The following is a 25405-nucleotide window of genomic DNA, read 5'->3' on the forward strand; positions in this document are numbered from 1 at the left end:
ACAAAGACCTGTCCAATTCGTGACGTAATGCACTGACAGCAGGCACCAGTACAGGACAAGCTGATGTAGGAAGTCGGGGGTGTCGATTGAAACCGGGAGTATGTCAGTGAGCGCCATGTCATTTGCCCTGTTGCTGACCACCGCCGCTGCCACGGCTGTCGGCGCCGCTGCTCTGCACGCTGCTCACGGGCTGCGCAAGCAGGTCGCGGCACTGCGGACGGAGCTGGCGGAGGGACGGAGCCGCAGCGCGTCCGTGCCCGAACAGCAGAACCGGAGCACCGCCGCGACCACCACCGCCACCGCCGACGAGATACGCACGGCGGTCGCCGACGCACTCGCCGAGGAGCGGGAGCGCGAGCTCGCCGAGGCCCGTGCCTTCTGGGCCGCCCAGGAGGCACGCGACGCCGCCGACGCCCCGTCCCTGCTGGGCGGGCTCGCCGGCCTGGGCGAGGACGTCCCGTTCTTCATGCCCCGCCAGGCCGATTTCGCCGGCCTGGAGGCGCTGGACCTCGAAGCCACCGAGGCCATGGAGGAGCTGATCGAGCTGACGGATCTGCCCGGGGTCGCCGAGGTCTCCGAATTCGTGGAGTTCGCCGAGGACTCCCCCGAACTGGCAGCGGCCCGTCGCCGCCACCCCTCACACCCGGACTTCATCCCGGTGCAGACACCGGTTGTCACTGACCATGAGCGTACCGTGAACCGCCTGGAGCGGCTCGCCGACACCGGTACCGAGCTCACCGACGTACGCCCCGGCCCGCTCGGCACGCTCGATGTCTATGTCTTCGCCGACGGCACCACGCTCTGTATGACCCCGGGGCACCGCGAGACCGCCGAGCGGCTCTCCGATTCGCTGCGCGCCGGCGAACAGCCGGTGCTGCTGGGTGGTTCCGGTGTCTCCGGCGCCTACGCACTGACGTTCTCGTGCGGCAAGGAGAACGTCTACATCCTCGCCGACCGCGTCATCGCCTCGTTCTAGTACGCAGTACGCACGCCTGCACCGGCCCGCGCGGGCTCAGGAGAACGCCCGCGCCGCCGCTGCCTCGACGAATTGCACGGCCTCGTCCAGCTCCGCGGACGGGGCCGTTTCCAGTGCCACGGCCAGATCACGGCCCGCGACGGCGAGCTGGTCACCGACCGCGAACATCCCCGCGTCCGGCATCGGGCGCGGCTCCCGGTCGGGCGCCTCGATGCGCTGGGCCCGTACGGCCAGCTCCCTGGCCGTGGCCAGGGCCCCGGCGGCGGCACCGCGCTGCAGCCGGCTCTGCGGGGCGCTGCGCAGACGGTCGGCGAATCGGTCCACGGCGGTGATCAGAGGCATCGTATCGAGCACGCCGCGACCCTACGCGCCCCCGCGGGATGGTTGCCAACGGGCCGATGCTCGGGCACGGTGTCGGGAAGGACCAGCTACGCGTACTGCGTCGGAGGCGCCGATGTCTCAAGTCTTCTCCGAAGAAACCCATCGCAACCTGCTCTCCCGGATCCCTCAATGCACCGGTCGTGATATCGCCGACTGGCTTCGCACCGTCCATGAAGGCCCCTCCCTCGTCCGCTTCGAGGAAAAGGTCAGCTGGCTGCGGAGCGAACACGACCTCACCTACGGCCACGCCAAAGCGATCATCCACGAGTACGACCTGAGGCGGGCCGCCCGAAGGCTCCTGTGACCCGCATCGCCACCCACGGACGGAACGGCCCGCAGGCAGTGCCTGCGGGCCGTTCCGTCTGTGGGGATCCATAAGATCCCCGGGATCTCTGCGGGTCAGTCGTTCCCGTTGAGGATGGAGAGCAGACGCAGCATCTCCAGGTAGATCCACACCAGGGTCAGGGTGAGGCCGAAGGCCGCCAGCCAGGACTCCTCGCGCGGGGCTCCGAAGTTGATGCCGTCCTCGACCTGCTTGAAGTCCAGGGCCAGGAAGCACGCCCCGAGGATGACGCCGATGACTCCGAAGAGGATGCCGAGGCCGCCGCTGCGGAAGCCCAGGCCGTCACCGCCGCCGAACACGGAGAACAGCAGGTTGACCATCATCAGGAGTACGAATCCCACGGCCGCTGCCATCACGAAGCCGTAGAAGCGGCGGGTGACGCGGATCCAGCGCATCTTGTACGCGATGAGGACACCGGCGAAGACACACATGGTGCCCATCACCGCCTGCATCACCGTGCCGGGGCTGATGTAGGTGCTGACCGCGCTGGAGATCACTCCGAGGAAGACACCCTCGAAGGCCGCGTAGGCGAGGATCAGCGCCGGGGACGGCTTGCGCTTGAAGGCCTGGACCATCGCCAGGACGAATGCCACCAGGGCGGCGCCGATGGCGATGCCGTAGGACTTGCCGAGGTTGGCCTCGTCGACCGGCAGCAGGGCCCAGGAGAGCGCGGCGGTGAGCACCACGGTGCCCAGCGTCATCGCCGTGCGCGTGACGACGTCGTCGATCGTCATCGCACCGGAGCGCGCCGGCGCCTGCGGGGCGCCGTACTGGGTGTCCTGCTGGGCGTAGGGGTTCGTGGCGTACGGGTTGGCGGCGGTGCCCTGCGCGTACGGATTGGCACCCGCTGCGGGGGCCCCGGCCTGCGGTGCCGCGTTGAAGCCCGCGGTGCCGTTGTCGCGGCTGAAGCCCCGTCGCGAGAAGACCGGGTTGCTGCTCCTCATTTCACTCCTCCATGGCCACCCTGCGTGGCCTTGTCACAAGAGTAATGGGTAGGCAAAACAATCACCCTAGTGCCAGGGGAGGATCTTTGAGAGAAGTTGACCGCTGAAGTACTGTGCGACCGAGGGCGCCCCACCGACTGTGCGGTGGTGCCCGGAGCCGGACTCGAACCGGCACGCCCCCGAGGAGGCAGCGAGGTTTAAGCTCGCCGTGTCTGCATTCCACCACCCGGGCGTGGGCGCGCGGCTCCGCGTTGGCACAAGACCCTATCCGGGGGCATCCCTCGAACAGCGGAACACCGGCTCGATGTTGTCTTATTTTATTGACTGTTTGAGGGTGCGTCAGACAGCGGGTGCAGCATCGGCACATGCCCGGACCGGGCAGAGGCAGCGAAGCCCCGCAAACCGGAATGACGGAAACTCGCCGCACTCGTACGGCCGAGCAGCCATGGCCACGCCGTCATTCGCCGGGGCATCGCCACCTCAGCGTCCGACGGAGTCGTTGACGCACCTCAGAACCGGCCCGGCTCCCAGTGCCTCCGGGTCCTTCAGCACCGCGCCGGTGACATGGAACACCGCACTCTCGCCGGGCAGCAGAGTGACGAGCATGTCGTCCACCTCGGCCGCCGGATCCAGTCGGTCGGGGAAGAGCGCGAGGTCGCGCAGGAGCGTTCGCGCGGTCACCGTGACCCGGTATCCGATGCCCGACCCGTCACCCTGTGTGACCGACACGTCGTACCGCGCCGGCGGCAGCGCGAGCCGGGTGTCCTCCTCGTAGAACTCGACCGCCCTCACCTCGCCCAGCTGCGCCACCAGCACCTCACGGGTGCTGTCCCCCGGCAGGGCGACGGACGGCGGGAGAGGAACGCGGGTGACACCGCGCGCGGCCGTGCTCACCGCGATCTCCTCCTCGGCCAGAACCGCCCCGTCCAGGTCGTGCCGGGTCAGCCGCAGCGTCCCCTCCCAGAGGCGGGCCGAGTCGTTGACCAGGTGCAGGGCGCCGTCCCGTACGGCCAGCAGCCGGTCCGCGTACACCTTGCGCAGCGCGTACCAGAGCGGCTTCCGCCGGCCGTCGCCGTCCACGGCGGCCCAGGACACGACCGGCCAGCAGTCGTTGAGCTGCCACACGATCGAGCCCGTGCAGTACGGGGTGTGCGAGCGGAAGTGCGTGATGCCGAAGGCGACGGCGCGGGCCTGGTTCAGCTGGGTGAGCCAGTGCCAGTCGTCGAAGCCCGACGGCTGCGGAAGGTGGTCGCCGAGGCCGCGCAGCAGCTTCGCGTCGCCGTCCTCCGCCTTCTGGTGGTGGGCGACCAGCGGGGCCTCCGGGGCGAGCGGCCCGGTGACCGCGCGGCGCAGGGTGGCGTACGCGGGCGGGCCCTGGAAGCCGAACTCGGCGACGAAGCGGTGGGCGGTGTCGGCGTAGTGGCGGTAGTCGACGCGGTTCCAGACCTCCCAGAGGTGGACCGTGCCGCGCGCCGGGTCCTGCGGGGGCAGTTCCGGGGAGCCGGAGTACGGGGAGCCCGGCCAGTAGGGGCGGGTGGGGTCGGTCTCGGCGCACAGGGCGGGCAGCAGCTCGTGGTAGTAACCGTGGCCCCAGGTGCGGCCCTGGAGCTTCTCCTGCCAGCCCCAGTCGGCGTGGCCCTCGAGGTTCTCGTTGTTGCCGCACCACAGCACCAGGGACGGGTGCGGGGCGAGCCGGACGAGGTTCTCGCGGACCTCGGCGGCCACCTCGTCGTACAGCGGCTGCTCCTCGGGGTAGGCGGCGCAGGCGAACGGGAAGTCCTGCCAGACCAGCAGCCCCTTCTCGTCGGCCAGCTCGTAGAAGTCGTCGCTCTCGTAGAGGCCGCCGCCCCAGACCCGGATGAGGTTGACCCCCGCGGCGATCGCCTGGTCGAAGCGGTCGGAGATCCGCTGCCGGGTGACGCGGGCCGGGAAGCAGTCGTCGGGGATCCAGTTCACGCCGCGTACGAAGACGGCCTCGTCGTTGACGGAGATGCGGAACGCCTCGCGCTCCAGGGTGACGCCCCGGAAGCCCGTCCTGCCGGTCCAGGCGTGGTCGCCGAGACGGACGGTGACGTCGTACAGCGGCTGCTCGCCGTGGCTGTGCGGCCACCAGCGCCCGGCCCCGGGGACCGGCAGGGTGACGGTCGCGCGGTGCTCTCCCGCTGCGACGGTGAGCACGGCCCGTTCACCGGCCACCTCCACCGACGCCTCCAGGGGCCCGCTCCCGGTCCGGTCGACGTCGAGGGTGAGCGCGAGGCGCGGCACGCCGTCTCCGTCCAGGTCGGCGAGCACCTTCACCCCGGCGATGCGCGGGCCCGTCCAGGACTCCAGCGCGACCGGGCGCCAGATGCCGGAGGTGACCAGGGTCGGCCCCCAGTCCCAGCCGAAGTTGCAGGCCATCTTGCGGATGAAGGCGTACGGCTCCGTGTACGCGCCCGGCCGGTCGCCGAGCTTGTCGCGCAGGGCCTCGGCGTACGTGTACGGGGCGGTGAAGCGCACGTCGAGCGTGTTGGCACCCTCGCGCAGCAGCGGGCGGACGGGGAAGCGGTAGCTGCGGTGCTGGTTGGCGGTGCTGCCGATCCCCGTGCCGTTGAGCAGGACGGTGGCGACGGTGTCGAGGCCGTCGAAGCACAGGTCGGTGAACGTGTGCTCGTCGGCGGACCAGTCGAAGGTGGTCCGGTACGTCCAGTCGGTGCGGCCGATCCAGCCGAGCCGGGTCTCGTTGTCGTCCAGGTAGGGGTCGTCGATCAGTCCGGCGGCCAGCAGGTCGGTGTGGACGCAGCCGGGGACGGTCGCCGGAACGCCTCCTGTGGGGAGCCCCACGGGCACGGGACCGTCGGCGTGAAGCGTCCAGCCTTCGTGCAGGGGCAGGTGGCGCAGGGTCACGCGAGGGTCCTTCCGCAGTCGGGGAGCCCGGCGCAGGCGACGAAGTGGCCCGGTTCGGTCTCGTACAGGTCGTCGCCGGACGCGGCGGCTCCGCCCTCGTGGTAGGCGCAGGCCTCCACGGGGACGGCCGCGGTCCAGGGCTGGTTGAGGCGGGGCACGGCGGCCAGCAGTGTGCGGGTGTAGGGGTGCAGGGGGTTGCCGAAGACCTTCTCGGTGTCGCCCCGTTCGACGACACGGCCGCTGCGGAGCACCACGGTCTTCTCGGCGAGGTAGGTGCCCAGCGAGAGGTCGTGGGTGATGTAGAGGACGCCGAGGCCGCGTTCCTTGAGGCCGGCGAGGAGATTGAGCACGTCGATGCGGGTGGAGGCGTCGAGCATGCTGGTGATCTCGTCGGCGACCAGGAAGCGCAGGTCGAGCAGGAGCGCGCGGGCGATGAGCAGGCGCTGCAGCTGCCCGCCGCTGAGCTGGTGCGGGTAGCGGCCGAGGACCTGTCCCGGATCCAGGCGTACGTCGCGTACCGCGTTCTCGACGCGGTCGGCCCACTCCTTGCCCGAGAGGCCCGGGTGGTAGGCGCGGCGGATGAGGTCGAAGACGCGGTCGGCCTTGAAGACCGGGTTGTAGCAGCTGAAGGGGTCCTGGAAGACGCCCTGGACGCGGCGGTAGAAGTCCTTGCCGGGCCTGACCTGTTCGCCGTCCAGGGTGAGGCTGCCCCCGCTGACCCGGGTGAGGCCGAGGACCATGCGGCCGATGGTGGACTTGCCGCTGCCGCTCTCGCCGATGAGCGAGACGAGCTCGCCGGGTGCCGCTGCGAAGGACACCCGGTCGACGGCGGTGACGGAACCGCCGCCGAAGGCGCCGGCCCGGAAGGTCTTGGTGACACGGTCGAGGGTCAGCATCAGGCCGCCTTCCAGCATGCGACGGTGTGGCGCGGGGCTACCTCGACGACGGGAGGCTCCTGCCCGCACTGGCTGTCGGCGAGGGGGCAGCGGTCGCGGAAGCGGCAGCCTGCCGGTGGATTCAGCAGGGAGGGCGGGGATCCCTCGATGCCGCTGAGCGGCTTGTCCTTGTACCGGGCGCCCACCTGGGGCAGCGAACCGATCAGCATCTTGGTGTACGGGTGGCGGGGCTCGGTCGTCAGGTTCTTCGTGGGGGCCTTCTCGGCGAGCTTGCCCGCGTACATCACCATGATCGAGTCGGCGATGTGCGAGGTCAGTCCGAGGTCATGGGTCACGAAGATCATGCTGGTGACCAGGCCCTTGTCGCGGAGCCCGGTGAGGGCGCCGACGACGGCCTGCTGGTTGGAGACGTCCAGTGCCGAGGTGACCTCGTCGGCGATCAGGACCGACGGGTCCAGGAGCGTGGAGATCACCATGACGGCGCGCTGCTTCATGCCGCCGGAGAGCTCGATCGGGTAGCGGTCCAGGACCTCGGGTTCCAGGCCCACGAGGGCCAGCCGGCGGTGCAGTTCGCCGGTGTCGACACCGACACCGCGCGAGGCGAGGAGCTCGCGGATCATGCGGCCGATGCGGCGGGTCGGGTTGAGCGCGCTCATCGAGTACTGGGGGACGAGCGAGATCTTGTGGAAGCGGTAGGCGTTCATCGCGCGGTCGTCGGACAGCGGAAGTTCGTCACCGTCCAGGGTGACGGTGCCGCCCGCGTGCCGCATCCGGCCGTCGAGCCGGATCAGGGACTTGCCGAGCGTGGTCTTGCCGCAGCCGGACTCGCCCGCCAGGCCCAGGATCTCGCCGTCCGCGAGGTCGAAGCTGACGCCGTCCAGGGCCCGGACCTCGCCACGCAGCGTGCGGTAGTGGACCCGCAGATCGTCGACGGTCAGGGTCATGTCTTACGACTCCCTCAGCTTCGGGTTGAAGACCTCGTCGAGGCCGACGTTGGCGACGTAGAGCGCGCCGACGATCGCGGTGATCCCGGCGCCGGGCGGAATGAACCACCACCACATGCCGAGTTGGAGCGCGCTCCACTGCTGGGCGCTCTGCAGCATCAGGCCCAGCGAGACGCCCTCGGTGGGGCCGAGCCCGATGAAGTCCAGCGAGGAGGCGATGAGGATGGACCCGCCGAAGAGCAGGATGAACATCATGAAGAGGTACGAGCTCATGTTCGGCGCGATCTCACGGAAGACGATCCGCCAGGTGCCGCTCCCGCTGAGCCGGGCGAGGTCCACGAACTCCCGGGTGCGCAGCGAGAACGTCTGCGCCCGGATCGCCCGGGCCGCCCAGGGCCAGGAGGTGAGGCCGATGAACAGGCCCTGCACGGCGACGCTGCGCACCCCCATGTAGGCGTTGATGATCAGCAGGACCGCGAGGGCCGGTATCACCAGGACGACGTTGGTGAGCATGTTCAGGATCTCGTCGACGAGGCCGCCCCGGTAGCCGGCGAGGAAGCCGACGAGCATGGCGATGACGGCGGCGATCGCACCGCCGACGACACCCACCAGGAAGGTGGAGCGCAACCCGTGCACGAACTGCGCGTACACGTCCTGGCCGAAGGTGGTGGTGCCCATCCAGTACGTGCCGTCGGGGGCGGAGGCCTGCGGGCCGACGTACTCGTTGGGGTTGCCGTTGTCGAGCAGCATCGGGCCGACGAGACCGACGGCGAGCAGGATCGCGACGAGGACGGCGCCGATGATCAGCTTGGGGTTGCGCACCGCGTAGTGCAGCCACTCGCTGCCGGGCTCGGCCGCGGGCGGTTCCGCCGTCACAGCGGCCTCGGGTGCCGGCTCGGGCAGTGTGCTCATGAGGTGCCTCCTGCCATGCCCGTACGGGTGCGGGGATCGACGACGACGTACACGATGTCGATGAGGAAGTTGGCGATGAGTACGCCGATGACGATGAACAGGAACGCCCCCTGGAGCAGGAAGAAGTCCTGGTTCTGGATCGAGGCGAGGATCAGTGAGCCGAGCCCCGGATAGGCGAAGACGATCTCGGTGACGAGTGCTCCGGCGACCAGCACGCCCAGTTGGAGGGCGAGGCCGGTGACCTGGGGCAGGACGGCGTTGCGGAAGGCGTAGCGGCGTATGAGGCGCTGCGGTGCGCCGAGGGCCGCGAGATAGGAGGAGTAGTCGGACTCCAGCTCGTAGATGATCATGTTGCGCATGCCGATGGCCCAGCCTCCGAGCGCGACCAGGAAGAGCGAGAGGAACGGCAGCACCCAGTGGTGCAGCGCGTCCAGTACGAAGTCGGCGTTCCAGCCCGGCTGGATGTCCAGGCTGTAGCCGCCCGACAGGGGGAACCAGCCGGCCTTCGCGCCGAGCGCCCAGGCGAGGATGACGGCGATCCACATGTACGGCATCGCGGTCAGCAGGTAGCCGGCCGGCAGCACGGTGTTGTCGAGGACCTTGCGCCGTGCGGAGAGCGCGCCGATCCAGTTGCCGACGAACCAGCTCAGCAGCACCGACGGGATCATCAGGCCGAGGGTGTACGGGAGTGCGTCGAGCAGGACGTCGCCGACAGGCGTGGGGAAGACAAAGATGGAGATGCCGAAGTCGCCCTGGAGCAGGGCCCCCCAGAAGTGCAGGTACTGCTGCCACAGCGGTTCGTCGAAGCCGAACAGGTTGTTGTAGTACGTGCGCATCGCCTCGGCGGCCTCCGGCTGCGAGACCCGGGCGCGGGCCACCATGGCCGCCACCGGGTCACCGGGCATGAAGCGCGGGATCATCCAGTTGACGGTGACGGCGACGACGAAAGTCAGTGCGTAGACAAGAAGTTTGCGGGCGAAGTAGCGGCGCAAGGGTGCTCCCCTGGTGGAGAGCCCCGCCGTGCGCTCACCCGTCAGGTGGGCGGGCGCACGGCGGGGCGGTCATCGAGTCAGAACTGCCGTGTCACTTGGCGGGCTTCAGCTGGGTGAGCGTCTCGAAGCCGCCCATCTCCAGCCAGTTGCGCCAGAGGGCCGGTGCGGTCTTGGGGGCTCCCGCGGCGTCCGACGGCCAGTTCTTCCAGGTCCCGGTGGTGGACTGCGACCAGAGGCCGTTGTACCAGAGCGGGATGATGGGCATCTCGGTGAGCTGGATGTCCTGGATCTTGGAGATGGCGCTCTTCATGCCCGCGGTGTCGTCGGTCCTGACCCCGCCGAGCTCCTGCACCAGCTTCCAGGCCTTCTCGTTCTCGTACCGCCCGAAGTTCACCGTGTTCTGCTGCTTCTGGACCGGCATCTGGAAGATGTAGTCGTAGTACGTCCACGGGGTGTTGGACAGCTGACGCTCGTTGTTGATGACGAGGTCGAAGTCGCCCTTGCCGCGCAGCTCGTTGAGCGCGTTCTGGTCGGGGAACTCCGTGCTGACCTGGATGCCCGCCTCCTTGGCGCCGGCGGCGATGACCTTGGCCGCCTCCATCCAGTCGGTCCAGCCGGACGGCACGGCCAGCTTCAGACTGAGGGTGGAGCCGTCCTTGTTCTCGACGTAGCCATCACCGTTCTTGTCCTTGTAACCGGCGTCCGCGAGCTCCTTCTTCGCCGCGGCGGCGTCGTGCGTGAAGCCCTTCTCTGCGATCAGCGCCTTGTCGTCGAACTGCTCCCACTGCGGCAGGAGACCGGTCGGGCTGGCGGGCTTGACCAGCTCGCCGTACACCCCCTTGACGATCTTCTCGGTGTCGACGGACGCGGCGAGTGCCCTGCGGAAGGCTGCGTCGTTCATCGGCTTCTTGGTGGTGTTGGGCACCAGCCAGGCGGTGTTGGCCGAGAGCATGTACGGCGCCTCGTCGTAGTACGACACGACCTTCTTGCTCTTGATCAGCGAGGAGGCGCCGGGCAGGAAGTTGTTGCTGAGGTCCAGCTGGCCCTGACCCAGCTGGCCGATGACCACTTCGTTGCTCGGGTTGGAGACGTCGACGATGTAGCGGGGTGCGGGCGTCATGCTCAGCGCCTTGGTGCCCCACCAGTCCTCGCGCCGCTCCCAGACGACCCGGTCCTGGGTCTTGCTCTTGAGCTTGTACGCGCCGGTGCCGACCGGCTTGTCGTTGACGCCGTTGAGGACGTCCTCGTCGGTGCGCGAGCTCCAGACGTGCTCGGGGACGATCGGCTGGCCGTAGAGGGTGTAGTCCCACTCCTGGTAGCGGGCCTCCTTGAAGGTGAAGCGGACGGTCGTCGCGTCCACCGCCTTCGCGTCGGAGAGCCAGCTCCACAGCGAGTGGAAGGCGGAGGCCTCGATCTTGCCGAGGCCGTAGGAGTACGCCACGTCCTTGGCGGTGAGCGGCTTGCCGTCGGCCCAGGTGATGCCCTGGCGCAGTTTCACGTCGTACGTCGTGTCACCGGTCCAGCTGCCCGACTCCGCGAGCCAGGGCGTCAGCTTGCCCTCGTCGGGGTCGAAGTGGAACAGCGTCTCGTACACCAGGCCCTTGGTGCCGGTCGCGTGGTCCCAGTTGCGCAGCGGGTTGTAGTTGGCCGGCGGCCCCCACTGCGTGCCGGTCGTGTACAGCGTCTCGTTGCGCGGAAGTGCGCCGCCCTTGCCGCCCGGCCCGGTGGAGCCGCCCGACGACGAGCCGCCCCCCGTGCACGCGGTCGCAGCCAGTCCGAACACGGCGAGTGCGACGGTGATCCGCACCCGGGTACGCGTACCCATAGCCCCTCCTTTTCCCCCGCCGTCCCTGCTGAGCGGAGTTACTGAACCGGGTAAGTGCCGTGAAGGTATGGGGGCCCCAGGGTCGTGTCAAGGGTGCGGGAGCGCTCCCATTGCAGTTTTTTCGGGGGATTGCGAAGGGGTCTAGACCGGGAAGAGGAAGACACAGGTCAGGGAGCTGTAGCTAAGATGACCGCTGAACACGAACCGGTTAAGTGAGGTCGCATGTCCAAGCACCGTCCCACGATCGCCGACATCGCGCGCCGGGCCGGGGTCTCCAAAGTCGCGGTGTCGTACGCGCTGAACGACCGCCCCGGGGTCTCCCCCGCGACCCGTGCCTCCATCAAGGCCATCGCCCAGGAGATCGGCTGGCGGCCCAACAGCGCGGCCCGCGCGCTGACCCACGCGCGGGCCGACACCGTCGGCCTCGCGCTGTCCCGGCCCGCCAGAATGCTCGGCGTCGAGCCGTTCTTCATGGAGCTGATCAGCGGCATCGAGACCGAGCTGGCCACCCGCGGCTGCGCCCTGCTCCTCCAGGTCGTCACCGACCCCGCGCAGGAACTGGAGATGTACCGGCGCTGGTGGGGCGAGGGCCGGGTGGACGGGGTGTTCCTCGCCGACGTGCGCTCCCCGGACCTGCGCATCGAGGGCGTCGCCGAGCTGGGAATGCCGGCCGTGGTGATCGGCCATCCCTCGGCGGCCGGGCCCCTCACCCCCGTGTGGTCGGACGACTCGGCGGCACTGCGGGACACCCTCACGTATCTGAGCGCGCTCGGCCATCGAAGCATCGCCCGGGTCGCCGGGCTGCCCGATCTGATCCACACCCGGCTGCGCGACCGGGCCCAGCACGAGATCTCCGCAGAACTGGGCCTGGACGAACCGGTGGTGGTGCACACCGACTACTCCGGCGAGGAGGGCGCACACGCGACGCGGCGGCTGATCAGCTCGCCCACGAGGCCCACCGCCGTCATCTACGACAACGACATCATGGCCGTCGCCGGGCTCTCGGTCGCCCAGGAAATGGGGCTCGACGTACCCGCCGACCTCTCGCTCGTCGCCTGGGACGACTCCCAGCTGTCCCGGGTCGTCCGGCCGCCGCTGACCGCGCTGAGCCGCGACATCCCGGCGTACGGCACCCATGCGGCGCGCACCCTGCTGGCGATGGTGGCAGACGGCTCGGCACCCGGATTCGAGGATTCCGCAGCCCGGCTGGTGCCCCGCGGCTCCACCGCCCCACCCCGCTGAGGACGGACGCCTCAGGGTCGGTGTCATACCCGAGGAGTACGCCGCGGTCCTGCCGATGCGACTCAAGAGGGCCCCGGGAACGGGCACGGGGGCTGACGTCCGGGAGCAATACGGCGGTGACGATGGAGGGGTCCCGCGAACCCCGCCGCATCGTCGCCCGAACCAGGAGTACCCCTGTGACCACCACCACCGTTCACCGCACCACCGCGGTCGCCGCCCGCGCCACGGAGCTGTCGAAGGTCTACGGCCAGGGTGAGACCCAGGTGGTCGCCCTGGACCGGGTGACCGTGGACTTCCCGCAGGGCGAGTTCACCGCGATCATGGGCCCGTCGGGCTCCGGCAAGTCCACCCTCATGCACTGCGTGGCCGGTCTGGACAGCTTCAGCAGCGGATCCGTGCGCATCGGCGACACCGAGCTGGGATCGCTGAAGGACAAGCAGCTGACGCAGCTGCGCCGGGACAAGATCGGTTTCATCTTCCAGGCCTTCAACCTCCTGCCGACCCTGTCGGCACTGGAGAACATCACCCTGCCGATGGACATCGCCGGCCGGAAGCCGGACGCCGCGTGGCTGCAGAAGGTCATCGACATGGTGGGCCTCTCCGAGCGGCTGAAGCACCGGCCCACCGAGCTCTCCGGGGGCCAGCAGCAGCGCGTCGCGGTGGCCCGCGCCCTGGCCTCCCAGCCGGCGATCATCTTCGGTGACGAGCCGACCGGAAACCTCGACTCCCGCTCCGGCGCCGAGGTGCTCGGCTTCCTTCGCAACTCGGTGCGCGAACTCGGGCAGACCGTGGTGATGGTGACCCACGATCCGGTGGCCGCCTCCTACGCGGACCGCGTGATCTTCCTCGCGGACGGTGCGATCGTCGACCAGATGATGCACCCGACCGCGGACGGGGTCCTCGACCGGATGAAGGCGTTCGACGCGAAGGGCCGCACCAGCTGAACCGCTGGTAGCCGGCTTCCCCGTCCCCTCCTCCCGACCTCATCCCAGGACACAACAACATGCTCCGTACCGCCTTGCGCAATGTGCTCGCGCACAAGGCCAGGCTGCTGATGACCGTGCTCGCCGTCATGCTCGGCGTCGCCTTCGTCTCCGGCACCCTGGTCTTCACCGACACCCTCGGCAACGCCTTCCGCAACCAGTCCGCCAAGAGCTACGACGACATCGCCGTCGTGGTCACCACGTACGCCGAGCGCGGCGACGAGAAGACCCCGGCCGTCGACGCCGCCACCCTGAAGAAGATCCAGGGCCTGGACGGAGTGGCGGAGGCCACCGGCCGGGTTTCCGGCTTCGCCGGCGTGGCCGACCCGGACGGCAAGCTCATCGGCAACGGCTGGACCAACACCGGTGCGAACTTCGCCCCGGGCAAGGACGGCAAGGACGCGCAGTACGCGTTCACCGACGGCACCGGACCGGCCGAGGCCGGCCAGGTCGCCCTCGACAAGGAGACCGCGAGCAAGGGCAGGTACCGCGTGGGCGACCCGGTGCGGGTCGCCACGAACGGGCCGGTGAAGGAGTTCACCCTCTCCGGCATCTTCACCACCGAGGACGGCTCGGTCAACGCGGGCGGCAGCCTGGTCCTGCTCGACACCCAGGTCGCCCAGCAGCTCTATCTGCGGCCCGGCGAGTTCAAGGACGTCAGCATCACCGCCGCGGCCGGCGCATCCGACCGGCAGCTGCTGGACGCGGTGAAGCCCCTGCTGCCGAAGGACGCCCAGGCTCAGACCGGTGCCGCACTCGCGGACGAGGAGGCCGAGCAGACCGAAGCAGGCCTGAAGGGCATCAACCAGCTGCTGCTCAGCTTCGCGGGCATCGCCCTCTTCGTGGGTATCTTCCTGATCGCCAACACGTTCACGATGCTGGTCGCCCAGCGCACCAGGGAACTGGCCCTGATGCGTGCCGTCGGCGCCTCCCGCCGCCAGGTCAAGCGGGCCGTGCTGCTCGAAGCGGGTCTGGTCGGTGCTGTCGCCTCGGTGATCGGCTTCGTGCTCGGTCTCGGCCTCGCCGTCGGCCTGCGCTCCGCGGTCGGCATGTTCGGCGGGAAGGTCCCGGCAGGACCGATGATCATCACTCCCACCGCGGTCGGTGCCGCGTTCGGCGTCGGTGTGCTGGTCACCCTGCTGGCCGCCTGGCTGCCCGCCCGCCGGGCTGCGAAGATTCCGCCGGTGGCAGCGATGAGCAGTGTCCACGCGGTGGCCACCACCAGGTCCCTGGTGGTGCGCAATTCGATCGGCGGGGTCATCACCCTGCTCGGTTCCGCTGCGATCGTCGCGGGAGCGGTGGTCGGTAAGGGCAACAGGACGCTCATCGCAGCCGGTGCCTTCCTGGCACTGATCGGTGTCATCGTGCTCATCCCCCTGCTGTCGCGCCCCGTGATCGCGCTCGTGCGCCCGCTGCTGGCGAAGCTGTTCGGCGTCTCCGGCAAGCTGGCCTCGCAGAACGCCGTCCGCAACCCGCGCCGCACCGGGGCGACCGCCTCCGCGCTGGCGATCGGACTCACCCTGGTCACAGGAATCTCGGTGCTCGGTGTCACGCTCGGCCAGGCGGTCGACCGGATGACGACCGACCACATCAAGGCCGACTACATGGTGTCCATGGCGAGCGGTGACCCGCTCGACGAGTCGGCGCTCACGGCCCTGGAGACGGCCGACGGTGTGGTGGCGGTCTCGCCCCAGCAGTCCGTCTGGCTCCAGGTCGAAGACGCGAACCTCTCGGCCTCCGGAGTCACCCCGGGCGACATCGAGAAGGTCTTCGCGATGAAGACGGTCTCCGGCTCGCTGGCATCGCTGGCCGACGGCGAGATCGCCGTCGACGAGAAGACCGCGAAGTCGAACGGCTGGAAGACCGGCGACAGTGTGCCGGTGACGTTCCAGGACGACAAGAAGGAGACCCTGAAGGTCGGCGCGCTCTTCCAGGGCAACGAATTCCTCTCGCCGGTCCTGATCCCGACGGACGTCGTCGCCCCGCACGAGAGCCTCGCCGACATCCGCGAGGTCTGGCTGACCATGGACGGCGGCCCGACGACAGCCAACGAGCAGGCCGTGGTGGACGCTCTGGGCGACAACCCCGCGGTGAGTGTCATGGACCGCCAGGGCATCCGCGACATGTTCGGCGGCACGGTCAACCTGGCGATGAACCTCATGTACGGACTGCTCGCGATGGCCCTGATCATCGCGGTGCTGGGAGTCGTCAACACCCTGGCCATGTCGGTCTTCGAGCGACAGCAGGAGATCGGCATGCTGCGCGCGATCGGCCTGGACCGCGCGAAGGTGAAGCGCATGATCCGCTTGGAGGCCGTGGTCATCTCGCTCTTCGGCGCGGTGGTCGGCATCGGCCTGGGCATGTTCCTGGGCTGGGCGATCGGCCAGAGCCTGGCGTCCTCGATCCCGCAGTACGCCCTGGTGATCCCGTGGGACCGGCTCGCACTCTTCCTGGTGCTCGCAGGGCTCGTGGGTGTGCTGGCCGCGCTCTGGCCGGCCCGCAGCGGCGCGAAGCTGAACATGCTGACGGCCATCAAGACGGAGTAGCGGCGGCTTGCGAAAGGGGGCCGGTATCCGCGTCGCGGATACCGGCCCCCTTTCGTGCAGGGCGTCAGCCCGACGCCGTCCACTCGCGGGCCCGCAGCGGCATGCTCGCGGGACCGCCCTCCTGCGGACGTACCGCGAGGATCTGGTTGACACCGATCCTGTTGTGCTCGAAGGAGAGCGCGGAGGCCGCCATGTAGAGCCGCCAGACCCGGGCCCGTCCTGGCGAGGTGACCCGTACCGCCTGCTTCCAGTTCTTCTCCAGGTTGGTGACCCACTGGCGCAGGGTCAGCGCGTAGTGCTCGCGGAGTGCTTCGACGTCACGGACCTCGAAGCCGGCCTCCTCCAGAGTGGCGACCGTGCGGCCCACCGGGGCGAGCTCCCCGTCGGGGAAGACGTACGCGTCGATGAACTCGTCCACGTGGTAGGCGGACTCGTCCTTCTCGGGGCGGCGGGCGATCTGGTGGTTGAGCAGCCGGCCGCCGGGCCTGAGGAGTGCGTAGAGGTCTTCGGCGTACTCCCGGTAGCGGACCGAGCCGACGTGCTCGGCCATGCCGATCGAGGAGATGGCGTCGTACGGACCGTCCCTGACGTCCCGGTAGTCCTGGACCCGGATCTCGATCCGGTCGGTGAGGCCCTCCTCGGCGATGCGCTTGCGGGCGAAGGCGGCCTGTTCGGTGGAGAGGGTGATCCCGGTGACCCGGGCGCCGTACTCACGGGCCGCGTGGATGGCCATGGAGCCCCAGCCGCAGCCGACGTCGAGCAGGCGGTCGCCCTCCTGCAGCGCGAGCTTGCGGCAGACGAGGTCGAGCTTGTCGCGCTGGGCGTCCTCGAGCGTGCCGCCGTCCTGCCAGTAGGCGCAGGAGTAGACCATGGACGGGCCGAGGACCAGTTCGTAGAAAGCATTGCCCACGTCGTAGTGGTGGCTGATGGCCTCCTTGTCACGGCGCTTGGTGTGCAGCGCTCCGGAGCGGCGGCGGATCTCCTCCACGGGCGGAGGAGGCGGCGGCCAGGGTCCGGCGAGCTGGACGAGGCCGCGGGCGAACGCACGGACCTTCGGGTCGCGGACCGGGTGGACGGAGTCCTTCGCGTCGGCGCCGCGCTCCCAGAGCAGTCCGGCCAGATGGTTCAGTGCCGCGTAGAGGTCGCCCTCGATGTCCATCTCACCGGCCACCCAGGCGCGGGCCAGACCCAGTTCGCCCGGCTTCCAGAGCAGCCGGCGCACGGCACGGCGGTGGCGCAGGATGAGGACGGGGGCACCGGGCGGCCCGGTTTCGCTGCCGTCCCAGGCCCGGATCCGGACGGGCAGGGGTTCTCCCAGCAACTCTTCGGCGAGAGCGGTCAGCCGCGATGCGGCGTCTGCCATGGCGTACACCTCCGTGGTGGTGTTTCCCAACGTGCCTAAATTCGCATATACGTGCCGGAACCGGGCGACGACACCTCGGAGTCGCCGCCAGGTACACCTGCGTCAACGCCGTCCGGCCCGCTTGCCATCCCGTTCCGTTGCAACGGAACGGCAAAATGACTGCACACGCCATCTACTTCGCACCGTGCCAGGCACGCCGAAGGGGCCGTCCGCACCACGGATGGCGGACGACCCCTTCGGTGACGTACAGGCGCTAGGAGGCCTTGGCCTTCTCACCCTCGGCCTTGGCTGCGACCGGGGCGGGATGCGGCTTGGCTGCCTCGTAGAACTCCTCGCGCGGCGTCTCCATGGCGCCGAGCGAGACGACCTCGCGCTTGAGGAACATCGCAAGGGTCCAGTCGGCGAAGATCCGGATCTTGCGGTTCCAGGTCGGCATCGCCATGCCGTGGTAGCCACGGTGCATGTACCAGGCGAGACGGCCCTTGAGCTTGATCTTCACCTTGCCCACGACGATCATCGCGACGCCCTTGTGCAGGCCCAGACCGGCGACCGCACCCTTGTTGGCGTGGCTGTACTCCTTCTGCGGGAAGCCCCGCATGCCGGAGATGACGTTGTCGCCGAGGACCTTGGACTGACGCAGCGCGTGCTGGGCGTTCGGCGGGCACCAGGCGTTCGGGTTACCGGCCTTGCGGCCGACCAGGTCCGGGACCTGGGCGTTGTCGCCCGCGGCCCAGATGTAGTCGGTGCCCTGGACCTGAAGCTTCTCGGAGGTGTCGACGTGACCACGCGGACCGAGCGGCAGACCGAAGCGGGCCAGCGCCGGGTTCGGCTTCACGCCGGCCGTCCACACGATCGTGCTGGAGTCGACCTCGAGGCCGTTCTTCAGCACCACGTGGCCGTCGACGCACGAGTCCATGGAGGTGGAGAGGTAGATCTCCACACCACGGCTCTCCAGGTGCTCCTTGCCGTACGCGCCCAGCTTCGGGCCGACCTCGGGAAGGATCTTGTCGGCGGCGTCGACGAGGATGAAGCGCATGTCCTCGCGCTTCACGCTCGTGTAGTACTTCGCCGCGTCGCGCGCCATGTCCTCGACCTCGCCGATGGTCTCCGCACCGGCGAAGCCGCCGCCCACGAAGACGAACGTCAGCGCCTTGCGGCGGACGTCCTCATCGGTCGTCGAGTCGGCCTTGTCCAGCTGCTCGAGGACGTGGTTGCGCAGACCGATGGACTCCTCGATGCCCTTCATACCGATGCCCTGCTCGGCGAGGCCGGGGATCGGGAAGGTACGGGAGACCGCGCCCATCGCGATGACCAGGTAGTCGAAGGGCAGCTCATAGGCCTCGCCGACGAGCGGCGCGATCGTGGCGACCTTGCGGTCCTGGTCGATGGTCGTGACACGGCCGGTGAGAACCTCTGCCTTGGGCAGCACGCGTCGCAGCGGGACGACGACATGCCGAGGCGAGATGCTGCCGGCAGCAGCTTCGGGGAGGAAGGGCTGGTACGTCATGTACGAGCGAGGGTCGACGACCGTGACGGTCGCCTCCCCGTACCGCATCTTCTTCAGAATGCGACGAGCTGCGTACAGGCCTACGTACCCACCGCCTACAACGAGGATCCTGGGACGCTCCGTGGTGCTCATGCCATCGAGTATCCACCCCCCTCGGGGGGCACGCTCGTGAGCCCCTTCACAAGGTATGCGCCACCCTCTGCTACACTCCGCCGCCCACGTGACCCAGGTCATGGGTCCGGAGGGGAACCACGACGCACTGGCGAACGTTGTTCACCGCTTGTGAGCTGGCCCTTGTGCCGCCGGGCGGGCCGAACCACCGCCCCGCTTCATGCGCGCGCCACACCCCCGAAACCTCCCCGCAGCCCCGCCGTACAGCCCCGTGGGGGGCCTGTGCGGCCCCTCGGGGGCCGAACTTCACCCGGTGGAGCCGAATTCCTTGTGAAGAAGTTCACGAAGTTCGTCGCGGCGCCCTCCGGAAGGCCTGCGCCGACCGGCCCCAGGAGCCCCCGGAAGGCTCAAAGGCGCAGGCCGGAGTACGCATGAGCGTGTTCTCACCGTTCGGCCCGCCGCACTGTGATCACGCGGCCGACCAGGCGATTCCGTCGAGAATGTCGTGCTCGCTGACAACGACCTCCCGGGCTCCGGTCCGCTCCATCACCGCGAGCAGGACAAGCGCCCCCGCGGTGATCACATCGACCCGTCCGGGGTGCATCGCAGGGATCGCCGCGCGCTCCTCGTGCGTCGACGAGAGCAGCCGCCCGGTGATCTCCCGGACCTGCTCGAAGGAGACCCGGGAGTGGTGGATCGCCTCGGAGTCGTACTCCTCGAGACCGAGCGCGATCGCGGCGACGGTGGTGACGGTGCCGGCCAGGCCGACGAGTGTGGCCGCCTCGGCCAGCGGCACGGTCTCCTCCGCCAGGTCGAGGGCTGCGTCGATGTCCGCGCGGATCGCGGCGATCCGGCCGGGCGTGGGCGGGTCGAGGACCGTGCCGTCCTCGACGAGATGACGCTCGGTCATCCGTACGCAGCCGATGTCCACGGACCGGGCCGCACGGACGGAGTCGTCCCCGACGACGAATTCGGTGGAGCCGCCGCCGATGTCCACGACGAGATAGGGCTTCTCCAGATGGTCGCTGCCCGTCAGCTCCTTGGTGGCGCCGTCGAAGGAGAGCTGCGCCTCCTGGCCACCGCTGATCACCTCGGGCTCGACACCCAGGATGTCCAGGACGCCCTTGACGAACACGGCGCTGTTCTCCGCGTCGCGGGAGGCGGAGGTGGCGACGAAACGGATCTTCTCGGCGCCGAGCTCCTTGATCGCCGCGGCATACTCGCGGCAGGCGGCGAAGGTGCGCTCCAGAGCTTCGGGGGCCAGTCGCCCGGTGCGGTCGACGCCCTGGCCGAGCCGCACGATCTGCATCCGGCGGTCGAGCTCGGTGAAGCGGCCGGAGGCGGGGTCCGCGTCGGCGACGAGCAGGCGGATGGAGTTGGTACCGCAGTCGATGGCGGCAACGCGGGTCATGGGAGCTCCTGTTGTGTATGCCGGGGCCCCGCCCCGGGCCCCGGTCCTCGAAACGCCGGTCAGGCTGAAGGATGCCCTCGACCGCCGGGCACGCCCGGTCCCGCGCGCCACGACCGGGAGGAGCGGGGCCCGGGGCGGGGCCCCCGGTCACTGCGGGCGGGTCAGGACGGCGGCGTCTCTCCGCAGGGCGATACGCACGGGCCCTTCGCCCACCACTGCGGCAGCAGCGCGATCGCCTCGTCGCCCAGCGGGTTGACCCCGGGCCCCGCCGCCAGTGAGTGGCCGACCAGAACGTGCAGGCACTTCACCCGGTCCGGCATGCCGCCGGCGCTGGGGAAGCCCTCCAGGACCTCGATGGCGTCGCGGCGCGCGATGTAGTCCTCGTGCGCCCCGCGGTACGCGGCGGCCAGCTCCGGGTCCGTCGTGAGGCGCTCGGTCATCTCCTTCATGACGCCGTTGGCCTCCAGCGTGCCGATCGCGGACGCGGCACGCGGACAGGTCAGGTAGTACGTCGTCGGGAACGGCGTGCCGTCCTCCAGACGGGGCTGTGTCTCCACCACGTCCGGGTTGCCGCACGGGCAGCGGTGCGCGATGGCGCGCAGCCCGCGCGGCGGCCGGCCGAGCTGCTGCTCGAACGCGGCGATGTCCGCCTCGGTGGGCGCGGTGGATTCGGTCTGCGGAGGGGGCGTGTCCATGCCTGCCTTGAATGTCATCGGTCGGTCTGTATGTACGGGAACGGGGTCAGCCGCGATCGGCGCTGTCGACGCCGTCCCAGAGGTTCGAGTGCCAGGGCCTGCCCGTGGCACCCGGTTCGCCGCGGCGTACCTCGGCCGCGTCCGGGTCGATCACGGTATAACCGGTCTCCCCGGGCAGGACGTAGTGGAGGTGCTCACGCGCCAGTCGCCGGATGTACGCGTCGTCCTTGAGCCGCGCCTTCTCGTCGCGCAGCTCCTCGGTCCGCCGGTGCGCCTCCTGCGAGAGCCGCTCCTGATCGGCGATCTCGTCGCGCTGGGAGATGTACTGCCGCATCGGGTAGGCGAGGGCGACCACCAGGGAGCAGACGATCAGGGCCAGGAACGCAGCCCTGCCGGTGAGCCGGGAGCGGCGGGCCTGGCGGCGGTTCTGGGACCGGTAGACGCGGGCCGCCGTCTGCTCCCCGAGCAGCCGCAGCCTGGTCGCGGTGGAGAACCGGTCTCGGTCCTTCCCGGCCATCTCGCCTCCCCATTACGCACGTCCGTCCCCGCACACGGTACGGGACCCAGTGCGGGGACGGACGGAGGCTGGTGCCCCCAAAGGCAGGCTCAGCTCCCGCTGGTGGGCGCTCAGCCCTCGAAGCGGAACCGCGGGAACGCCGAACGGCCCGCGTACACCGCGGCGTCGTCGAGGATCTCCTCGATGCGCAGCAGCTGGTTGTACTTGGCGACGCGGTCCGAGCGGGCCGGGGCGCCGGTCTTGATCTGACCGCAGTTCACGGCGACGGCGAGGTCGGCGATGGTGACGTCCTCGGTCTCACCGGAGCGGTGGGACATCATGCACTTGAAGCCGTTGCGCTGGGCCAGCTCGACGGCGTCCAAGGTCTCGGTCAGCGAACCGATCTGGTTGACCTTGACGAGCAGGGCGTTGGCCGAACCCTCTTCGATGCCACGGGCCAGGCGCTCGGGGTTGGTGACGAACAGGTCGTCCCCGACGATCTGCACCTTGGCGCCGAGCTTGTCCGTGATGGCCTTCCAGCCGGCCCAGTCGTCCTCGTACAGCGGGTCCTCGATGGAGACCAGCGGGTACGCGGAGACGAGCTCCTCGTAGTACTCGGTCATCTCGGCGGCCGAGCGGGACTTGCCCTCGAACTCGTACGCGCCGTCCTTGTAGAACTCGGACGCGGCAACGTCGAGGGCGAGCGCGATGTCGCGGCCGGGAACGTAGCCGGCTTCCTTGACGGCTTCGAGGATGAGGTCCAGGGCGGCACGGTTGGACTCGAGGTTCGGGGCGAAGCCGCCCTCGTCACCGAGACCGGTGGACAGGCCCTTGGTCTTCAGGACCTTCTTCAGCGTGTGGTAGATCTCCGCGCCCCAGCGAAGGGCCTCGGAGAAGGACTCCGCGCCGATCGGCGCGATCATGAACTCCTGGATGTCCACGTTGGAGTCGGCGTGCGAGCCGCCGTTCAGGATGTTCATCATCGGAACGGGCAGCAGGTGCGCGTTCGGGCCGCCGAGGTAGCGGAACAGCGGCAGGTCGGACGCCTCGGACGCGGCGTGGGCCACGGCCAGCGAGACGCCGAGGATGGCGTTGGCGCCGAGGGAGCCCTTGTTCTCGGTCGCGTCCAGGTCGAACATCGCCTGGTCGATGAGGCGCTGCTCGGTGGCGTCGTAACCGACGAGCTCCGGGCCGATCTGCTCGATCACGGCGAGGACGGCCTTCTCGACGCCCTTCCCGTGGTAGCGGTTGGGGTCACCGTCGCGAAGCTCAATGGCCTCGAACGCACCGGTGGAGGCGCCGGACGGAACAGCAGCACGTCCCGTGCTGCCGTCGTCGAGGCCAACCTCGACCTCGACCGTGGGGTTGCCCCGGGAGTCGAGGATTTCCCTGGCTACGACGACGTCGATGGACGGCACGAGGCATCTCCTTCTGGGATATGACACTGGTTGTGCAGGGTCACTGTGGCCTTGCGACACGAGCCTAACCGGCTCGGCCCCCTCCGTCGGCCGACCGCCCGTCCCCTGGGACGAAAAAGGACCCAAGGGTCTCCATACCGGGCAAAGCTCCAGAAATCTACTGGCCAGTAACCACAATAGTTGAACGATCACGCACGCGGCGCGCCCATGCGGCACGCCGCGGACATGACCCCGGCCCGGCGCACACGGGGGTGAGTGCGCCGGGCCGGGGAGGACACATCGGGTGCCGCCGGACACCCTTCTGCGGTCCTGAGGTCCTGCGGGGAGGAGAGACCCGGGACTACTTCAGGTGGAGCTGCTGACCCGGGAAGATCAGGTCGGCGTCCTCGACGATGTCGCCGTTCAGCTTGAACAGCTTCTGCCAGCCGCCCTTGACCTTCTTCGCGTCGGCGATCGTGCTCAGGGTGTCGCCGGCCTTCACCTTGTACTCGCCGTCACCCTTCTTGACCTTGTCGCCGGTCGGGGTGGTGACGGTCTTCGAGGCCTTGGGGGCGGTGCGCTTCTCGCTGCGCGTGGTGGGCTGCTCGGCCTTGCGCTCCGGCTGGGCGGCCTTGTCGGCGCTCGGCGCGGAGCCGGTGTCGACACCCGGGTCCACACCGTCGTTGGTCAGGCCGCCGGCACCGGCGCAGGCCCAGGCGCCCGGGCCCTGCAGGTCGAGAAGCTTCTCGGCGGCGGTGATCTGCTGGGCCTTGGAGGCCAGGTCGGCGCGGGCGGCGAACTGCGTACCGCCGGCGGCTGCCCAGCTGGACTGCGAGAACTGCAGACCGCCGTAGTAGCCGTTGCCGGTGTTGATGGACCAGTTGCCACCGGACTCGCACTGGGCGACGGCGTCCCACGTGGCGACGGAGGCGGCGGAGGCGCCGGTCGCACCCATCAGCGGAACGGCGACGGCGGCACCGGCGACGCCGGCCAGGGTGGCTATACGGACGGCCTTGGACGGGCGACGGTGCTTGCCCTTGCTCGAAAGCAGCATGGTTCTCCTCACCGACGCCTACGAGGTGAGCTGTCGGGTTCGGGCCTGTGAGTTGCCCGGTCGCTCGCACTGGCGAGCGACTTCACCCCGAGCCGGTCCTCACCCGTCTTCCGACGGCCGGGTCCGGCACTTACCTGGGTCCCCCGCTCCTGCCTACGGCGCTTTACGCGTCAGTCCCCTTCGGCCGACGGCAGGATTCGGCGTGACGGTCGAAGGTGCCCGCGGTGCGAGCGGTTCCGACCGTAAACATAGGCAACCCCCACATTCAAAGATGGACATCACGGACAATCAGCCCTTACCCGCAACCCGCGAAGGACCGTTTCCGCAGGTCGGAGGCGTCACCGGCGAACCGGGCGGACGAGAAGCGTCAGTTGACGCAAAGAGACCCATGTCTCACTTACGCATAAGTGGACATAGGCCTCTGAACTGCCCCCGATTTTGGGGTGTTTTCCCGAATTGGATCAGTTACCCGTAGCGGCTTCCGCGCCCGCCCCGGCGGTCTTCTCGCCCGCCTGGAGGCCCAGGTCGAGGCCCAGGTCGAGGTTCTGCCCGGGAAGGATCAGGTCCGGGTCGGAGCCCAGCTCGTCCTTGTTGGCCTCGTAGAGCGCCGTCCAGCCGCCGGGCAGCTCCTGGGAGTCTGCGATCGCCCAGAGGTTGTCGCCCGCGCGGACGGTGTAGGTCCCGGCGCTCCCGTCGGCACCCTTGCGCGCCTCGGCGTCACCGCGCGATGCGTGCCGGCCGGAGTCGCGCCCGTCCTCCGAGCCCGTACCGGCGCTCGCCTCCGGGGCCGGTGTGCCGCGGTGCTTGCCACCCGGCGCTCCGTTCGAGGCGTCAGAGGTCTCGGACGCGTCGGGCGAGGGAGAGGCCGAGGGGTCGGCCGCATTGGATCCGGTCGACTTGTCGGCTTCGCCGGTTTCATCACCCTTGTCGCTCGCGCCCTTGCGCGTCTTGTCCGACGCGCCGGGCGAAGAGGTGTCCGACGCGCCGCCGGACGGGGTCGCGGTGTCCGACGGCTCGGTGGTCGGCTCACTGCCCGGGTCGACACCCGGCAGCGTGCCGTCCAGCGCGAGCCCGGAGATCACCGCGCAGCTGGCCCACGCCGTCACCCCCGTGTCGCCGAGCACCTTCTCCGCCACGGATATCTGCTGCGAGCGGCTGGCCAGGTCGGCGCGGGGCGCGAACGCCGTGCCGCCGTAGGCCGACCAGGTGTCCTGCGAGAACTGCAGGCCGCCGTAGTAGCCGTTGCCGAGGTCGGCGCTCCACATGCCACCGCTCTCGCACTCTGCGACCCGGTCCCAGGTCGAGGCGTCGGCGGCGTGCGCGCCGGTCGCGCCGAGCAGCGGGATGGCGATGGCCGACCCTGTGACGCCTGCGGCGACGACGATGGCGGGTGCCTGCCGAGGGCGACGGTGTCTGCCGTTCGCGGAGCCCATGGGATTGCCTTCCGTGTGACTGACGTGTGGCTGGTGAGTCGAACGGTGAACCTAGCCGCACTCGAACG

Annotated in this window: 21 protein-coding genes, 1 tRNA gene and 1 riboswitch; of the genes, 5 read left to right on the top strand and 17 right to left on the bottom strand. The window is 69.4% G+C overall.

The window, feature by feature from the left end; all coding sequences use genetic code 11:
• Positions 1 to 100 precede the first annotated feature (100 nt).
• On the top strand, positions 101 to 976 hold the full coding sequence (locus ACFWBQ_RS13525) for a hypothetical protein (protein ID WP_385487348.1): 876 nt from the start codon (positions 101 to 103) through the stop codon (positions 974 to 976).
• A 36-nt stretch (positions 977 to 1012) separates the two neighbouring features.
• On the opposite strand, the gene ACFWBQ_RS13530 is transcribed toward ACFWBQ_RS13525, so the two are convergent.
• Complete coding sequence (locus ACFWBQ_RS13530; RefSeq protein WP_385487350.1) at positions 1013 to 1330, bottom strand: hypothetical protein; 318 nt, start codon at positions 1328 to 1330, stop codon at positions 1013 to 1015.
• Positions 1331 to 1430: 100 nt separating this feature from the next.
• Between ACFWBQ_RS13530 and ACFWBQ_RS13535 the strand changes: the two genes are divergently transcribed.
• Entirely contained in the window at positions 1431 to 1661 is a 231-nt protein-coding gene (locus ACFWBQ_RS13535) for a DUF4287 domain-containing protein (RefSeq protein ID WP_385487352.1), read from the top strand.
• Between the two features lie 95 nt (positions 1662 to 1756).
• Here ACFWBQ_RS13535 and ACFWBQ_RS13540 read toward each other — a convergent pair whose 3' ends face one another.
• The 8 genes from ACFWBQ_RS13540 to ACFWBQ_RS13575 all read right to left on the bottom strand — a co-directional run bounded on the left by ACFWBQ_RS13540 (position 1757) and on the right by ACFWBQ_RS13575 (position 11099).
• The gene (locus tag ACFWBQ_RS13540; RefSeq protein ID WP_385487354.1) at positions 1757 to 2644 is read right to left on the bottom strand and encodes a Bax inhibitor-1/YccA family protein; all 888 of its coding nucleotides are present in this window, start codon (positions 2642 to 2644) and stop codon (positions 1757 to 1759) included.
• Positions 2645 to 2789: 145 nt separating this feature from the next.
• Positions 2790 to 2876: transfer RNA gene (locus ACFWBQ_RS13545), tRNA-Leu, on the bottom strand.
• 248 nt (positions 2877 to 3124) lie between these two features.
• Entirely contained in the window at positions 3125 to 5530 is a 2406-nt protein-coding gene (locus ACFWBQ_RS13550; RefSeq protein ID WP_385487356.1) for a glycoside hydrolase family 2 protein, read from the bottom strand.
• Positions 5527 to 6426, bottom strand: a complete 900-nt coding sequence (locus ACFWBQ_RS13555) for an ATP-binding cassette domain-containing protein (protein WP_385487358.1) — start codon at positions 6424 to 6426, stop codon at positions 5527 to 5529. The genes ACFWBQ_RS13550 and ACFWBQ_RS13555 overlap by 4 nt, the downstream gene beginning before the upstream one ends.
• Complete coding sequence (locus ACFWBQ_RS13560) at positions 6426 to 7370, bottom strand: ABC transporter ATP-binding protein (protein WP_385487360.1); 945 nt, start codon at positions 7368 to 7370, stop codon at positions 6426 to 6428. Before ACFWBQ_RS13560 ends, ACFWBQ_RS13555 begins: the two co-directional genes overlap by 1 nt.
• A gap of 3 nt (positions 7371 to 7373) precedes the next feature.
• Positions 7374 to 8282 carry an ABC transporter permease gene (locus tag ACFWBQ_RS13565; RefSeq protein ID WP_385487362.1) on the bottom strand — a complete coding sequence of 303 codons (909 nt, stop codon included), beginning with the start codon at positions 8280 to 8282 and terminating at the stop codon, positions 7374 to 7376.
• A complete protein-coding gene (locus ACFWBQ_RS13570) occupies positions 8279 to 9274 on the bottom strand; it encodes an ABC transporter permease (RefSeq protein ID WP_385487364.1) in 996 nt (331 codons plus the stop codon). The genes ACFWBQ_RS13565 and ACFWBQ_RS13570 overlap by 4 nt, the downstream gene beginning before the upstream one ends.
• 91 nt (positions 9275 to 9365) lie before the next feature.
• Positions 9366 to 11099 carry an ABC transporter substrate-binding protein gene (locus ACFWBQ_RS13575; protein ID WP_385487366.1) on the bottom strand — a complete coding sequence of 578 codons (1734 nt, stop codon included), beginning with the start codon at positions 11097 to 11099 and terminating at the stop codon, positions 9366 to 9368.
• A 222-nt stretch (positions 11100 to 11321) separates the two neighbouring features.
• On the opposite strand from ACFWBQ_RS13575, the gene ACFWBQ_RS13580 reads away from it, so the two are divergent.
• The 3 genes from ACFWBQ_RS13580 (at position 11322) to ACFWBQ_RS13590 (ending at position 15870) form a co-directional block, all read left to right on the top strand.
• Entirely contained in the window at positions 11322 to 12341 is a 1020-nt protein-coding gene (locus ACFWBQ_RS13580; RefSeq protein ID WP_385487368.1) for a LacI family DNA-binding transcriptional regulator, read from the top strand.
• A gap of 122 nt (positions 12342 to 12463) precedes the next feature.
• Positions 12464 to 13285, top strand: coding sequence for an ABC transporter ATP-binding protein (locus tag ACFWBQ_RS13585; RefSeq protein ID WP_385487755.1), 822 nt, complete (start codon positions 12464 to 12466; stop codon positions 13283 to 13285).
• 59 nt (positions 13286 to 13344) lie between these two features.
• Positions 13345 to 15870 carry an ABC transporter permease gene (locus ACFWBQ_RS13590; RefSeq protein ID WP_385487370.1) on the top strand — a complete coding sequence of 842 codons (2526 nt, stop codon included), beginning with the start codon at positions 13345 to 13347 and terminating at the stop codon, positions 15868 to 15870.
• A gap of 64 nt (positions 15871 to 15934) precedes the next feature.
• Here the strand turns inward: ACFWBQ_RS13590 and ACFWBQ_RS13595 are convergent, their stop codons facing one another.
• From ACFWBQ_RS13595 to ACFWBQ_RS13630, 8 genes are all read right to left on the bottom strand, one after another.
• Positions 15935 to 17233: a class I SAM-dependent methyltransferase gene (locus tag ACFWBQ_RS13595; protein ID WP_385487372.1), complete on the bottom strand. Its 1299-nt coding sequence runs from the start codon at positions 17231 to 17233 to the stop codon at positions 15935 to 15937.
• 253 nt (positions 17234 to 17486) lie between these two features.
• On the bottom strand, positions 17487 to 18872 hold the full coding sequence (locus ACFWBQ_RS13600; RefSeq protein ID WP_329210266.1) for an NAD(P)/FAD-dependent oxidoreductase: 1386 nt from the start codon (positions 18870 to 18872) through the stop codon (positions 17487 to 17489).
• A gap of 448 nt (positions 18873 to 19320) precedes the next feature.
• Positions 19321 to 20262, bottom strand: coding sequence for an exopolyphosphatase (locus ACFWBQ_RS13605; RefSeq protein ID WP_385487375.1), 942 nt, complete (start codon positions 20260 to 20262; stop codon positions 19321 to 19323).
• Between the two features lie 161 nt (positions 20263 to 20423).
• Complete coding sequence (locus ACFWBQ_RS13610; protein WP_385487757.1) at positions 20424 to 20957, bottom strand: DUF501 domain-containing protein; 534 nt, start codon at positions 20955 to 20957, stop codon at positions 20424 to 20426.
• 46 nt (positions 20958 to 21003) lie between these two features.
• Positions 21004 to 21474: a septum formation initiator family protein gene (locus ACFWBQ_RS13615; RefSeq protein ID WP_385487377.1), complete on the bottom strand. Its 471-nt coding sequence runs from the start codon at positions 21472 to 21474 to the stop codon at positions 21004 to 21006.
• A 110-nt stretch (positions 21475 to 21584) separates the two neighbouring features.
• Positions 21585 to 22871 carry a phosphopyruvate hydratase gene (gene eno, locus ACFWBQ_RS13620; RefSeq protein WP_385487379.1) on the bottom strand — a complete coding sequence of 429 codons (1287 nt, stop codon included), beginning with the start codon at positions 22869 to 22871 and terminating at the stop codon, positions 21585 to 21587.
• 340 nt (positions 22872 to 23211) lie between these two features.
• A complete protein-coding gene (locus tag ACFWBQ_RS13625; protein WP_385487381.1) occupies positions 23212 to 23904 on the bottom strand; it encodes a transglycosylase family protein in 693 nt (230 codons plus the stop codon).
• A riboswitch (cyclic di-AMP (ydaO/yuaA leader) is annotated at positions 23905 to 24075 on the bottom strand.
• A 290-nt stretch (positions 24076 to 24365) separates the two neighbouring features.
• Positions 24366 to 25337, bottom strand: a complete 972-nt coding sequence (locus ACFWBQ_RS13630) for a transglycosylase family protein (protein WP_385487383.1) — start codon at positions 25335 to 25337, stop codon at positions 24366 to 24368.
• Positions 25338 to 25405: the final 68 nt, after the last annotated feature.

Source organism: Streptomyces sp. NPDC060035 (genome assembly GCF_042736635.1).
Classification (GTDB): Bacteria; Actinomycetota; Actinomycetes; order Streptomycetales; family Streptomycetaceae; genus Streptomyces.

What these genes read in the sequence shown, in the direction of transcription:
- ACFWBQ_RS13585 (WP_385487755.1), top strand. Translation starts at nt 12,464, where the DNA reads ATGGAGGGGTCCCGCGAACCCCGCCGCATCGTCGCCCGAACCAGGAGT.
- ACFWBQ_RS13605 (WP_385487375.1), bottom strand. Translation starts at nt 20,262, where the DNA reads ATGACCCGCGTTGCCGCCATCGACTGCGGTACCAACTCCATCCGCCTG.
- ACFWBQ_RS13580 (WP_385487368.1), top strand. Translation starts at nt 11,322, where the DNA reads ATGTCCAAGCACCGTCCCACGATCGCCGACATCGCGCGCCGGGCCGGG.
- ACFWBQ_RS13555 (WP_385487358.1), bottom strand. Translation starts at nt 6,426, where the DNA reads ATGCTGACCCTCGACCGTGTCACCAAGACCTTCCGGGCCGGCGCCTTC.
- ACFWBQ_RS13560 (WP_385487360.1), bottom strand. Translation starts at nt 7,370, where the DNA reads ATGACCCTGACCGTCGACGATCTGCGGGTCCACTACCGCACGCTGCGT.
- ACFWBQ_RS13600 (WP_329210266.1), bottom strand. Translation starts at nt 18,872, where the DNA reads ATGAGCACCACGGAGCGTCCCAGGATCCTCGTTGTAGGCGGTGGGTAC.
- ACFWBQ_RS13615 (WP_385487377.1), bottom strand. Translation starts at nt 21,474, where the DNA reads ATGGCCGGGAAGGACCGAGACCGGTTCTCCACCGCGACCAGGCTGCGG.
- ACFWBQ_RS13630 (WP_385487383.1), bottom strand. Translation starts at nt 25,337, where the DNA reads ATGGGCTCCGCGAACGGCAGACACCGTCGCCCTCGGCAGGCACCCGCC.
- ACFWBQ_RS13595 (WP_385487372.1), bottom strand. Translation starts at nt 17,233, where the DNA reads ATGGCAGACGCCGCATCGCGGCTGACCGCTCTCGCCGAAGAGTTGCTG.
- ACFWBQ_RS13575 (WP_385487366.1), bottom strand. Translation starts at nt 11,099, where the DNA reads ATGGGTACGCGTACCCGGGTGCGGATCACCGTCGCACTCGCCGTGTTC.
- ACFWBQ_RS13540 (WP_385487354.1), bottom strand. Translation starts at nt 2,644, where the DNA reads ATGAGGAGCAGCAACCCGGTCTTCTCGCGACGGGGCTTCAGCCGCGAC.
- ACFWBQ_RS13535 (WP_385487352.1), top strand. Translation starts at nt 1,431, where the DNA reads ATGTCTCAAGTCTTCTCCGAAGAAACCCATCGCAACCTGCTCTCCCGG.
- ACFWBQ_RS13590 (WP_385487370.1), top strand. Translation starts at nt 13,345, where the DNA reads ATGCTCCGTACCGCCTTGCGCAATGTGCTCGCGCACAAGGCCAGGCTG.
- ACFWBQ_RS13565 (WP_385487362.1), bottom strand. Translation starts at nt 8,282, where the DNA reads ATGAGCACACTGCCCGAGCCGGCACCCGAGGCCGCTGTGACGGCGGAA.
- ACFWBQ_RS13610 (WP_385487757.1), bottom strand. Translation starts at nt 20,957, where the DNA reads ATGGACACGCCCCCTCCGCAGACCGAATCCACCGCGCCCACCGAGGCG.
- ACFWBQ_RS13525 (WP_385487348.1), top strand. Translation starts at nt 101, where the DNA reads ATGTCAGTGAGCGCCATGTCATTTGCCCTGTTGCTGACCACCGCCGCT.
- ACFWBQ_RS13625 (WP_385487381.1), bottom strand. Translation starts at nt 23,904, where the DNA reads ATGCTGCTTTCGAGCAAGGGCAAGCACCGTCGCCCGTCCAAGGCCGTC.